14 protein-coding genes are annotated in these 12,497 nt (G+C 42.4%); 10 read left to right on the forward strand and 4 right to left on the reverse strand.

What is annotated here, in order from left to right; all coding sequences use genetic code 11:
- Positions 1 to 133: 133 nt before the first annotated feature.
- Positions 134 to 805, forward strand: a complete 672-nt coding sequence (locus tag Q0L00_RS17690; protein ID WP_297338225.1) for a hypothetical protein — start codon at positions 134 to 136, stop codon at positions 803 to 805.
- Between the two features lie 232 nt (positions 806 to 1,037).
- On the forward strand, positions 1,038 to 1,577 hold the full coding sequence (locus Q0L00_RS17695) for a hypothetical protein (protein WP_297338226.1): 540 nt from the start codon (positions 1,038 to 1,040) through the stop codon (positions 1,575 to 1,577).
- Between the two features lie 59 nt (positions 1,578 to 1,636).
- Here the strand turns inward: Q0L00_RS17695 and Q0L00_RS17700 are convergent, their stop codons facing one another.
- Complete coding sequence (locus Q0L00_RS17700; protein ID WP_297338227.1) at positions 1,637 to 2,752, reverse strand: amidohydrolase; 1,116 nt, start codon at positions 2,750 to 2,752, stop codon at positions 1,637 to 1,639.
- 43 nt (positions 2,753 to 2,795) lie between these two features.
- Positions 2,796 to 3,899, reverse strand: coding sequence for a DNA replication/repair protein RecF (locus Q0L00_RS17705; protein WP_297338228.1), 1,104 nt, complete (start codon positions 3,897 to 3,899; stop codon positions 2,796 to 2,798).
- 91 nt (positions 3,900 to 3,990) lie between these two features.
- Between Q0L00_RS17705 and pdhA the strand changes: the two genes are divergently transcribed.
- The 7 genes from pdhA to Q0L00_RS17740 all read left to right on the forward strand — a co-directional run bounded on the left by pdhA (position 3,991) and on the right by Q0L00_RS17740 (position 9,090).
- Positions 3,991 to 5,010, forward strand: a complete 1,020-nt coding sequence (gene pdhA, locus Q0L00_RS17710; protein ID WP_297338229.1) for a pyruvate dehydrogenase (acetyl-transferring) E1 component subunit alpha — start codon at positions 3,991 to 3,993, stop codon at positions 5,008 to 5,010.
- A gap of 113 nt (positions 5,011 to 5,123) precedes the next feature.
- Positions 5,124 to 5,834, forward strand: a complete 711-nt coding sequence (locus tag Q0L00_RS17715; RefSeq protein ID WP_297338230.1) for a tetratricopeptide repeat protein — start codon at positions 5,124 to 5,126, stop codon at positions 5,832 to 5,834.
- Positions 5,835 to 5,919: 85 nt separating this feature from the next.
- The gene (gene ribH, locus Q0L00_RS17720) at positions 5,920 to 6,396 is read left to right on the forward strand and encodes a 6,7-dimethyl-8-ribityllumazine synthase (RefSeq protein WP_297338231.1); all 477 of its coding nucleotides are present in this window, start codon (positions 5,920 to 5,922) and stop codon (positions 6,394 to 6,396) included.
- Positions 6,397 to 6,501: 105 nt separating this feature from the next.
- Complete coding sequence (locus Q0L00_RS17725; RefSeq protein ID WP_297338232.1) at positions 6,502 to 7,821, forward strand: aspartate kinase; 1,320 nt, start codon at positions 6,502 to 6,504, stop codon at positions 7,819 to 7,821.
- A gap of 42 nt (positions 7,822 to 7,863) precedes the next feature.
- A complete protein-coding gene (locus Q0L00_RS17730) occupies positions 7,864 to 8,187 on the forward strand; it encodes a DUF6787 family protein (RefSeq protein WP_297338233.1) in 324 nt (107 codons plus the stop codon).
- 71 nt (positions 8,188 to 8,258) lie between these two features.
- Complete coding sequence (locus Q0L00_RS17735; protein ID WP_297338234.1) at positions 8,259 to 8,669, forward strand: OsmC family protein; 411 nt, start codon at positions 8,259 to 8,261, stop codon at positions 8,667 to 8,669.
- Positions 8,670 to 8,784: 115 nt separating this feature from the next.
- A complete protein-coding gene (locus tag Q0L00_RS17740) occupies positions 8,785 to 9,090 on the forward strand; it encodes a hypothetical protein (RefSeq protein ID WP_297338235.1) in 306 nt (101 codons plus the stop codon).
- Positions 9,091 to 9,096: 6 nt separating this feature from the next.
- Here Q0L00_RS17740 and Q0L00_RS17745 read toward each other — a convergent pair whose 3' ends face one another.
- Positions 9,097 to 9,822, reverse strand: a complete 726-nt coding sequence (locus tag Q0L00_RS17745; RefSeq protein WP_297338236.1) for an SIMPL domain-containing protein — start codon at positions 9,820 to 9,822, stop codon at positions 9,097 to 9,099.
- A 57-nt stretch (positions 9,823 to 9,879) separates the two neighbouring features.
- Entirely contained in the window at positions 9,880 to 11,361 is a 1,482-nt protein-coding gene (locus tag Q0L00_RS17750; protein ID WP_297338237.1) for a M14 family zinc carboxypeptidase, read from the reverse strand.
- Between the two features lie 91 nt (positions 11,362 to 11,452).
- On the opposite strand from Q0L00_RS17750, the gene Q0L00_RS17755 reads away from it, so the two are divergent.
- Positions 11,453 to 12,469 carry a dipeptide epimerase gene (locus tag Q0L00_RS17755; RefSeq protein ID WP_297338238.1) on the forward strand — a complete coding sequence of 339 codons (1,017 nt, stop codon included), beginning with the start codon at positions 11,453 to 11,455 and terminating at the stop codon, positions 12,467 to 12,469.
- Positions 12,470 to 12,497: the final 28 nt, after the last annotated feature.

A 12,497-nucleotide genomic window follows, 5' to 3' on the forward strand; every position in this document is an offset into this window, starting at 1 on the left:
TTTTTTGGTGTACCTCTATTTTCTTAAAGTTATGCATTGTTGCTTTCTGGTAACAAAGGAGTTAAAAATTTAAACTTTATGAAAACAGCAAACAGCAAACAGCAAACATTTTCTTCTAATTTGTACAGTTTTTTTGATCTTTTACAAATTGACCTCTTGTGTTCCATTTGAAGATGATATAAAAGAAATATCAATAACAGAAAGTTCAGTTAATGAAATTTTAAAAAAGTATGATTTCCAATTGGAGGATATCAGAACCAATGAAAGCAGTGGGATAAAAATAGTTAGTCTCGCAGAATTTGAGTCGGTTATCCAAGTTCTTAAAGAAAAAAAATTGGATGAAACAGTTTTAAGAAATGTATTGGATAGGAATAATTTAGAATCTATTCCCATCATCAAGTCTTCAGAAGCCTCTTTTTTTATAGAAGACAGGTTAAAAACCCAAGAATTTAAGATTAGGTGTTTGGAGAATTGGAGGAATGTTTATGGAAGAATTGGCATTAGTTCACAGACCTACATTGATATTTCATTTCAAACAGGAAATGGAGATGGACTGATTTCAAACTTTGATGCTTCACTTGGTGGATTAACTTTTATGACTGCCTTAGGAAAAAACACCTTTAATAATGAACAATATGCGTCAAGTTCAAACAATTATCAATATTCAGGAATTTACACCTACTCAATTCGATATGTTCTATTTGTTGAAGGAGTAGGAGATATTTGGACAAGTGAAATAAGAAATGTTCGGATAAGAGTTGATGGATGTACTGGTCAAGTTTCCTATACTGAAATTATCCCTTAAATTTTTAATTTATGAAGTTGCTCAAATTCTTAAGTTACGATATAGAGATGCCGAATTCAGGGATTCTAGCCTGGCAAATTTTTGGGGTTTTGTTTATTGGTTTAATTATTTATTTAGTGCTTAGAAGAAGAAAAAAATCTTAAGCCGATTTCTTAAGCGCTGCGAGCCAATGAGGAAATTTTAGAGACCTCGGTCTTTTGGTTAAATGTTGAAATATCAAATACGTACGATTGTGAACAAAAAACTTGTCTTTTTGATCCTCCTTTTGCTGGGAATTTTTGGGTTATCTAATGCCCAAACCGAAAAAGAACTCCGCCTAAATATCATAAATCCTGGGATTGCCTGGGAAAACCCTATCGGAAAAATAACAACAATAGAATACAATATCGGAATAGGATATAATTACTCTTATCCAGATTTAAATACCATCTATGGTGAACCAGGTTTTCAGGGCCAGATTGCACCATTTGTGGATATCCAAGGTAGGAGGTATTACAATCTTGACCGAGTGGAAAGCGGGAAGCGGAAAAGTAAAAAATTTCTGGCATTACGCTACTTGTTCTATGGTCCTCGAATTGCCGGAAATGTAAGAACAGACGAAAATTACAGCATGGCCATAGGTCCGACCTGGGGATTCAAGAGAAATTATGAGCGATGGACCCTACTGGGAAGTTTGGGCCCGACCTACTATTTTGATTTGACAGGAACTGGGAATGTTTTTCCACTTAATTTCGAAATTAACTTCGGGTATCGCTTAAAAGGGAATCTTTAAAATAGGAGTTTAATGAATCAAAGGTCAGAATATCCCACTCGGGAATGTTCTGGCCTTTTTTATGAAAGTTTACCAAGAATACCCAAAAACATCCCCACCCCCGTCTCAATTAATTCATCCGGGAAATCATAGGTTCCTTCGTGGAGCTGAGGGTGTTTTTCTCCGGCTCCCAAACCAAATAAAAAAGAAGGGCAATGCTGGCTAAACAGTCCAAAGTCCTCTGACCAGGTAAAGGGTTCGGGTTTGTCTACGGTAGAAAGCGCCAATTTCTCTGCAGCAGTTTTTACCAAACTGTACAATTCCGGGTCATTGTGCGAAACGGCAAATTTCTCGACAAATTCTACCTCCAATTTCAAACGCTCCTGGTTTACTATTTTTTGAGCCAAGGCTTGTGCCTTTTCAATTAGCAAATCCAAATCTTCCTGATCAAAGGCTCTCAGGGTCATACTTAAGCTGCCCTTGCCTGCACTCGTTCCAAAGGCCAAAGTTCCCAGTTCAGCATGGATAAGCGTGAGCAAGGAAAAGCCGGGGATTTCCTTGGGTAATTGGGGTAGCTGCTGCATCAGTTGAGCAAGGGCCTGAGCGGGATTGATTCCAGCATCGGGATGGGCAGAGTGGGAGGTTTTCCCGGTGAAATGCAGTCGCATTCCAGTACTTCCCGCGGCAAATGTTCCTTTTCGCAGCACCACCTGATGAAGCGGAAAGCCGGGTAAATTATGGAGTGCAAAGGCGTAATCGGGTCTGATTTCCTCAAAGCGGGAGTCGTTTAAAATTGCCTGAGCTCCTTCTCCAGTTTCCTCTGCAGGCTGAAAGAGAAGAACCACTTCTCCACTTACCGGCCGCTTCTGGGATAGTTTTTCTCCCAAGCCACAGATAATCGCCATGTGGCCATCATGCCCACATAGGTGCCCCTTGCCTGGAACTTGACTTTGATGCTTACTTTCCTTTAGATCGGCTATGGGAAGCGCATCAAGCTCACAGCGAAACAGCAATCGTTTGCCGGGCTTTTTCCCTTGGAATACAAAGGCTAAACCTGTTCCACCGAGCTTTTCAAGGGTTTGATCGGCTTGTAGTGGTTTAAAAAAATCCAAAATCCGCTTTGCAGTTTCGGTTTCTTCCAAAGCTATTTCTGGGTGTTGATGCAGGCTGTGTCGAAGTTGGATTAGGGAGTTCATAAAATTTGAAAGGTTAAAACTCAAAATAAGAAAATTTGAATTATTAATGGGTAGCTACTACTCCGTTTTCCACCCCAAAGAAAAACACTTCCGAATTCAATTTTGTAAGAATAGAATGGGATCGCTCCGGACGGGCATCGGTCAGGAAGATCTGCCCAAAGGTGTGGTTGGAAATCAATTGCATCAACTGGGCGATACGGATATCGTCCAGCTTGTCAAAAATATCATCCAGCAGGAGCAGCGGTTTTTCTCCTTTATCCTGCTCAAAAATCTGAAACTGGGCGAGTTTCAGGGAGATAATAAAGGATTTTTGCTGGCCTTGGCTCCCTATTTTTCGGATCGGATGCTCCCCGATGAGAAATTGAAAGTCGTCCTTGTGGATTCCGGCATTGGAGTTTTTGGTGATAAAATCTTTTTTGCGCAGCGAATGAAAATAAGAATCGAACTCATCACGCAGGGCTTCGGTCTCATAGTTTACGGTGACAGTTTCTTGCCCTTGGGAAATTTCTGCATAGTGTTCCTGGAGCATAGGGGCGAGCTCGGTCATGAGCTCCAAACGCCTTTGGGCGATGAGCCGGCTGAGTTGAATCATCTCCTGATCATAACTGTCCAAGAGCGTCAAGTCACGGCGGCCTGTTTCTGCAAATTGCTTGAGCAGGGCATTTCGCTGCTTGAGAAAATGATGGTAGCGGATCAGCTGATTGAGGTAGTTTCGGTCCAACTGAGAAAGCAAGCCATCGAAAAACTTTCTGCGTCCCTCGCTTCCTCCTTTGATCAGTTCAGTGTCATCTGGGGCGATCAGCACGAGCGGAATCAAGCCCACATGCTCCGAAATCTTATCCAACGCCTTTCCGTTTTGCCAGATCTGCTTTTTTTTGCCTAATTCAAAGGTGCAACGAACCTCCAGTGGTTTTGCTTCAATTTCGAATTGTCCCTTGATGGCAAAAAAACCGTGCTCATGCTGCACATTCAGCGAATCACTGGACTGTACGGCACTTTTGGTCAGGGAGAGGTAGTGGATTCCGTCGAGAATATTGGTTTTGCCACTCCCATTGAGTCCGGTAAAACAGTTGATTTGGGGGGAAAAGTCCATCCGGGTTTTCTCGTGGTTTTTAAATTGTAAGAGTTCCAAGGACTTTAGATACATCTGAATCGGGAATTATTTGGGCGGCAGCCTGATTTTTAGGAGAGGTTGGTTATATTTGAGGCCTAAATTAGCATATTTTGATCATTACGATATGGCAAAGAAGACAACAGCGACCAAGTCTAAAGTAAACTATTCGAAAGAAACCTACGCTTTTTGGTACGAAAGCATGCTCCTGATGAGACGCTTCGAGGAAAAAGCCGGTCAACTTTACGGTCAACAAAAAATACGGGGTTTTTGTCACTTGTACATTGGCCAAGAAGCCTGTGCTGCCGGTGCGATTACTGCTTTGGAAAAAGACGATAAATGGATCACTGCCTACCGGGATCATGCACATCCATTGGGATTGGGAACTGATCCGGGAGCAGTAATGGCTGAACTTTATGGCAAGGCTACAGGCACCACCAAAGGAAAGGGTGGTTCCATGCACATTTTTGACAAGGAGCGCAACTTCATGGGTGGTCACGGCATCGTGGGTGCTCAGGTGCCCATGGGCTTGGGAATTGGCTTTGCCGAAAAATACAAAGGCACTAAAAACCTCTGCATTTGCCACATGGGAGATGGAGCCGTCCGTCAGGGTGCGGTTCACGAAGCATTCAATTTGGCCATGCTTTACAAAACTCCGGTGATTTTCGTAATCGAGAACAACGGCTATGCGATGGGAACTTCTGTAGCTCGAACTTCCAATGTCACGGAGTTGTATCAAATCGGCGAATCCTATGATATGCCGGCATTTCCTGTAGACGGAATGAATGTAGAAGCCATTCATGAAGCGGTCGCTGAGGCGGCTGAGCGTGCTAGAAAAGGGGATGGACCTACCCTTTTGGAATTCAGAACTTATCGATACAAAGGACACTCCATGTCTGATCCTCAGAAATACCGGACCAAGGAAGAGGTGGAGGAATACAAAATGAAAGATCCGATCGAACAGGTATTGAAAACGATCAAAGACCATAACATCCTGAGCGAGGAGGAAATTGAAAAAATCATCGCCAAAGTGAAAAAGCAAGTAGCCGATGCGGTGAAATTTGCAGAAGAATCCCCATGGCCTGATGGTCAGGATGCCTTCAAGGATGTATACATCCAGGAGGACTATCCATTTGTCATGGAATAAAAAAGCAAAACCTGAATTACAAAGGCCATGAAAACGAGATGGATTCATGGCTTTTTTATTGGGCTTTGTGGGAATCATAAAAAACGTATATTTGCGCCTGAAAATTGAGTAACATGGCAAAGAAACTGAGCAAAAAAGCACAACAAGAAGAAAATGAATTGCTGGAAAATCCGGCAGCTCTAGCCGAAACGCTTGGACGAGGTGAGGCTTTTTTGAAAAAGAATAGTAAAATTTTGGGCGGGGTGCTCATTGCAGCCATCCTTTTAATCGGAGGAATTTTATTTTTCCAGATTAATACCCAGAATCAGAATGAGAAAGCACAGGAAGAAATGTTCCAAGCGGTCTACTTCTATGAGCAAGATAGTGTGGACTTTGCCTTAAATGGAGATGGAATCAACCCCGGTTTTCTTCAAATCGTGGACGAGTATCCAAGAACTGATGCGGCCAATTTGGCTAACTTCTACATTGGGTCCATTTATCTTTCTGAGAAAAACTTCAGTGATGCGATTTCTTATTTGGGAAAGTTTAGCTCAGACGATTATTTGGTTCAAGCCAAAGCTTATGCCCTTTTAGGGGATGCATACTTGGATTCAGGAAATTTGGATGAAGCAATTTCCAACTATCAAAAAGCAGCTAACCATAAGCCAAATGAGTACTTCACTCCAAAGTACCTTTTCAAATTGGCGGTAGCTTATGAGGAAAATGGTCAAATTGAGGAGGCCATCAATACCTACACTGAAATCGAAGAAAAATACTACGAGTCCTTTGAATACACTGGCGCTCGAAAACATAAAGCTCGCTTAGAAGGCCTTGCCGCTAAGTAGTGCTTTGCTGTAAGCATCTTTTAGAAGAGTAAGGTCGATGGGATCTTACTCTTTTTTCGTTTAAAAACTTCAAAATTATCCAATCATGGCTACTTCAACTAAAAGCCTGAGCGAATTCAGCTCCAAAAATATCACCGATATCAGTTCTAAAAAATTTGCAATTGTCGTGTCCGAATGGAATGAGGATGTCACGGAGGCGCTTTATTCTGGCGCTTTTCAAACTTTGATTCAGCATGGGGCCAAAAAGGAAAACATTAGTCGAAAAAATGTTCCCGGCTCTTTTGAACTTTCATTGGGTGCCCAGTGGTGTGCTCAAGATGAAACGATTGACGCGGTAATTTGCCTGGGTTGTGTGATTCAGGGAGAAACCCGCCATTTTGATTTTATCTGTGATGCAGTAGCTCAAGGAATCACTCAGGTAGGATTGAAGTATAACAAACCGGTGATTTTTGGGGTTTTGACACCCGATAATCAGCAGCAAGCCCTTGATCGAGCGGGAGGCAAACATGGCAATAAAGGCGACGAAGCGGCAATCACCGCCGTGAAAATGCTGGGCTTCTAATCTTGAGGTCGTAATTAAGACACCCTACTGAAGAAAAAAGAATCAAAACACCGAAGAGTAGATTTTGACTGCTCAAGAATCCTTATCAAACCTATCAATAAAACTATGAAAGTAATGAAATTCGGGGGCACCTCTGTGGGTAAACCTGAGCGCATGCATCAAGTAAAAGACTTGGTAACGGCTAACGAAGAACCTACCATTGTGGTACTTTCCGCCCTTTCCGGCACCACCAATGCATTGGTCGGTATTGGAGAGGCTTTGTCAAATGCAGACCGCATCCTAGCCAAAGAGCGGATTGATGCGCTTCATGCCCATTATTTGGATTTTTATCCTCAGCTATTAAAAACAGAAAAAGCGCGCTCCAAAGCGGAGTCAATCATTAAAGAGCATTTTGAGTTTTTGAATATCATTCTGAAAATTTCCTTTAATGAAGCCATCAATCGGGATATCTTGGCTCAGGGTGAATTGCTTTCTACCAAGCTATTCCACACTCTTTTGGAGGAATTGGAGATTCCGGCTGTCTTTCTGATTGCACTTGATTTTATGAGCATTGATGAAAACTCTGAACCGGAGTTGGGGAAAATTTCTGAGAAGCTCAAATCGATTTTGGCGCAGCATCCAGCTCAAAAACTCTTTGTGACACAAGGGTACATCTGCAAAAACCACCGAAATGAAGTGGATAATCTCAAACGTGGAGGATCTGATTATACCGCTTCCCTGATTGCTGCAGCCATCAATGCCTCAGTCTGTGAAATCTGGACGGATATCGATGGGATGCATAATAATGACCCGAGAGTCGTCGACCGAACTCGTCCTATTGCTGAATTATCCTTTGATGAGGCGGCCGAGTTAGCATACTTTGGGGCCAAAATTCTTCATCCCGCATCCATTTGGCCAGCCCAACTTTACAATGTTCCGGTCCGATTGCTCAATACCATGGATCCTCAAGCACAGGGTACGCTGATCAAAGCCAATGTAGAGACCAAAGGAGTGAAGGCTATTGCGGCAAAAGATGGAATTACAGCGGTAAAGATAAAATCCAGCCGAATGCTGTTGGCTTACGGGTTTTTAAGACGCGTATTTGAGATTTTTGAAAAATACAAAACCCCGATCGATATGATTACCACTTCGGAAGTGGCAGTTTCGGTGACCATTGACGATGTAAGTCAGTTGGAAGCCATCCGAAAAGAACTGGAAATTCTCGGTTCGGTTGAGGTAGACCAAAACCAGAGCATTGTCTGCATCGTGGGAAATATGGTTTCTGAAACTCGAGGAGCCGTTAAATCAGTTATGGACAGTTTGGTGGATATTCCGATTCGGATGGTTTCCTACGGGGGTAGCCGACACAATGTTTCTTTGCTGATTGATTCCAAATTCAAAAATGAAGCGCTCCAAAAATTAAATGATGGAGTATTTGTGTGGTAAATTATTAACGGAAGCCAAACCTTTCAACACCAAAAGAAAATCATGACGGAAAAAAAACCAGGATTCCTCAAACGACTTCAGGCTAAATGGAAACTTGAAAGCTTATTTCAGGTGATCCTGGTCCTGATTGTTTTTGCCTGTACGGGATTCACGATTTTATTGATCAAAAATCCGGTATTGGATTTCTTTGGAGTGGAAAAAGGAGGATTTATCAATACAGTTCTTTACCTGCTGCTAGTTTTACCACTCTATCAGATTTTCCTTTTGATCTATGGGTTTATCTTTGGGCAGTTTCGGTTTTTTTGGGAAAAGGAAAAGCAAATCATGAGGCGAATTGCTGGAGTTTTTTCAAAGAAAAAATCCTGATTTAAAGAACCAAAGCCGATTTAAATTCCTTCTAGTAGTGAAATCAATTTTTAACTAAAAATCTTTAAACTATGATTAGAAAAGCAACCGCCGTTTGGAACGGAAGTGGAAAAGAAGGCAAAGGACAGGTCAGTACGGAAAGTACTGTTTTGGACAAAGCCCAATATTCATTCAAAACCCGATTTGAAGATGGGAAAGGAACCAATCCAGAAGAACTAATCGCTGCAGCACATGCGGGATGTTTTGCCATGAAACTGAGCTTCAACCTCAGTGCGGAAGATCATGCCCCTGAGGAGCTAGAAGTGACCAGCAATATCACCTTTGAGGAAGGGACCCTTAAAAAATCGCACCTTGTCCTCAAGGCAAAAGTGGAAGGGATCAGTGAAGATAAATTTGCAGCACTCGTCAAAGATGCCGAAGAAAACTGCCCGATCTCCAAAGCGTTAAACATGGAAATCTCAGTTGAATACACGCTAAACTAATTTTAGTAAATTTTAATAAAAGTAAAGATCCTTCGGGATCTTTTTTTTAGAACCTAATGGAATGTAAATCCGTTAGGAATCTGCTACGAGTACTAGACCAACTATTTTCCGATTTATGAATACCATATCAGTAAGGCGATTGACCTTTGATTCCAATCGCATGATTTTTGCTAAAAATGCAGTTTTTGCAGCCCTTATTTTATTGGTCATCCTAAATTTAGAGGGGATGTTTACAGCTCAAAATATCAAGGCATTATTTTTCTATTTTACCTTTACCCCCATAGCGGCGGGGATATCTGGGATTATTTTCAAAAATACAGTGGGGCTGAGACAATCCTCTGGGGCGAAAAAAGCGCTGGGATGGACCATAGGGCTTTTAGCTTATGCGATACTAATTCCTTTGTCTCTATCCTTAGTTTGAACAGCTTTAGTCTACTTCGAAAATCAATTTCATGGTAATTGAAGCAGTTTTATTTTTTGCACTGGTATTGAATACTCCTCCCCAGGAATAATCTTCACCTGAGTTTTGACCCGTGATCTGAAATACGCCCATATTGGCTGAAATCAGATTCCCCAAATTTGCATTGGAGTTCTGAGCGATACGCTCGGCTCGGATTCGGGCATCTTCGGTCGCTTTGGCGATCATTTCCAACTTGAGCGATTCCAGTTCAGTATAGTAATACCGGGGCTGCTGGGAGTAAAAGGCAATTCCCTGATTGAGTAATTCGGTGATTTCTCGGCTGATTTTCTCTACTTTTTCGACCTCTTCTGATTCAATGACCAGCGATTGATTCAGCTGATAGCCTGTAAAGGTTTGGCCCATGTATCGGCCGTCATTCGAATAGTTTTGCTGATATTGAGGGTTGGTGGTGACGGCATTAAATACCAGTTGTTCTTCAGGGATTCCCTTGGAGACCAAATATGCGGTAACTGATGCTCGGTCTTTTTCCAGATTGGCGTAGGCGCTCTGGATATTTGAGCTTTCTCTAGTAAAATTTCCTTCCCATACGATCAGGTCGGAGGTGAAATTTTGTTCTCCGAGGCCCGTGACGTTAATGGTCCCTTGGGGATTATTTCGATTGATGACCGCATAGCCAAAAATAATGGCCGAAGCGACAATGGCTAGGGAAAAAATAATTGCGTTTGTCTTCATATCAGTGGTAATGCATGTTCCAATATATCAAATTTAATTCAAAGAATGACCTGTTCTTCAGTAGGTCCGTTGGTTAAATTGCTGATCTTTTGGGTTTTTTAGGTCGATCAGGTAGCCATTGACGATGGCATGGGTCAATTCCCCTTCTTTTTCTAAAAAGAAATTGGCAGCATTGCCAGTCATCCAGCCTGAGGGAAAGTCCTCCCGGGTATTCAGCACCAAAATCGGCAAATCATGCAGTTCATTCTTTTCGGCATTTTTCACCTTCACTGCCAAATATCCCTTTCTGAGTAGCTCCAGAGCCTTGGATTGGTCCATGGCAGCGATCGTTTCAAATTCCTGCTCATAAACTTTTCCCGCAACCCATTGATGACCGGTGGCATCGAATTCATCAAACCCAAAATAAACCTGCATGTCTCCCACATCCTCGATGGATCCATTAACAAAATAGGAATCTTCTGCATTGGATTCCCGTCTACGGATAGCCATATCGATAGGATAGCGATTTCCTTCCACTTCAACTAGTACTTCTTTTAGGATCAAATCCATGAGTTGAAAGCCATTGTCAGGGATTTCAAAATATTGATCGGTAGTATATTTTTCGTAGCCCTTGGTAGCAATTTGATGCAAGGCATCGAGAATAATCATAAAATTGAGCTTTCTGATAAACTGCTTTTCCGGGTCACCGACATAGCCTCCAGACTCAATTAAAATGGTGCTGGTCCCCCATTTTTGAATGTTGTCCCCAAACGCCCTCGGTTCAAATCCATCGTCATATTTTCCGACTTGCCCAGGAATGACCTGCTGGAGAACTTCGTTCATTCCCACGATCGTTTGCATGGCTCGCTCACGCACCTGGTTGATCTCTCGCTCATAATTATAGCCTGGCGCCAGAACGGATATGGTGGCTTGTTTGGGTGTGTTGACCACGTTGTAATAAATCTGCTGGTCATGGAGGTTAAATCCAAAGTCAGGCTCAAATTCATCTCTGGCGGTTTTTAGGATAACTGCCTCTGGGGAAATCTGAGAAATCGCATCCCGATTCAGGTCGATGTCCAGTGCATTTCGGCGCTTGAATGCCTCTGCCCCATCAGGATTAATCATCGGGATAAATTTTATTCGAAGCTGATTTTTCAAGGTATTTCTTAACTCCTCGTACTCATCCCCACTTCCTTCCAAAAAGTTAAAAAGATCAAATAGCGCCATGGTCGCTGTACTTTCATTGCCGTGCATCTGAGACCAAAGCATGACTTTGGTTTCCCCTTTTCCCCAGTCCATGGCGGTGATGCTTCGGCCTTCGATGGATTGGCCCAGTTCCTTGAGCTCAAACTGTTCCTTGTGTTTTTTGATCAAAGGCTGTAAATCAGCATGCTTGAATCTCCTGTGTGTAATCGAAGGCTCTAAAAATTGCTGATGTGCATTTTCCAGCATACTTACCTGAAGAGAAGTACTTTCGGGTTCATTTGCGGTTTTACATCCAATTACTAAAAACAAAAACAGCAAAAACAGGCTAAATTGATTTCTGTTGATTAATTTCATATTCTGATTTTTGGCAAAGTGATGTAAGTAAAGCTACACATCTTTAGGCTAAAATTCAGGCTCTCACAGCGCATTTATCAAAATTTTGACCATGAAACTTTCTTACCAAGTGGTAGATCTACCACTAAAACACAGATTTACCATCGCTCATCAAAGTAGGGATGTTCAAGATACCTTGATTGTCAAGTTGGAAGATGCAGGTTTTTACGGCTTGGGCGAATCCACCACCAATCCGTTTTATGGAATGACCATCGAGAATATGACCGAGCGGCTGGAGTCAGCGAGAGTTTTGATCGAGCGTAATGACTGGAATCATCCGGAGGAGCTTTGGGAAATGACCCGGGAGATTTTTGCCCAAAACCCTTTTGCCCAATGTGCCCTTGATATGGCGGCATGGGATATTTTCACTAAGAAGCAGGGGAAGAAACTGTATGAATTCTTGGGTTTAAATCCCAAAAACATTCCCTTGACCAATTTCACCATAGGAATAGACAGTTTGGATAAGATGGTGTCCAAAATGAAAGAAGTAGACTGGCCTATCTATAAAATCAAGTTGGGGACGGCGAATGATTTGGAGATTGTCCGTGAACTTCGAAAGCATTCACAGGCAATTTTTAGAATCGATGCGAATTGCGCTTGGACCGCAGAGCAGGCCATTCATAATTCAGCAGTTTTGGCCCAGCTTGGAGTGGAATTTATGGAGCAGCCACTGGCTAAAGAGGACTGGGAGGGAATGAAGGAAGTTTATCAGCATTCCAAACTCCCGGTGATGGCCGATGAAAGCTGCATTGTGGAAAGCGATGTCAAAAAATGTCAAGGCTTTTTTCATGCAATCAATGTCAAACTGGTCAAAGCGGGAGGAATCACTCCTGGACTTCGTATGATTGAAGAGGCAACGTCACTGGGTATGAAAACTATGGTAGGCTGCATGACTGAATCATCAGTTGGGATTTCAGCTATTGCTCACATTGCACCACTGTTGGATTACGTGGATATGGATGGGGCGATGCTTTTGGCCAAAGATCCAGCGAGGGGTGTAGAGATTACTCCGGAAAAAGTGACCTTTCCTGATCGTCCTGGAATAGGAGCTGAGCTGGTTGAAGAATAACGAAAGGCAGCTAAAATTGCTGCCTTAT

This window comes from Algoriphagus sp. (assembly GCF_024305035.1).
In the GTDB taxonomy this organism is placed as follows: Bacteria; Bacteroidota; Bacteroidia; order Cytophagales; family Cyclobacteriaceae; genus Algoriphagus.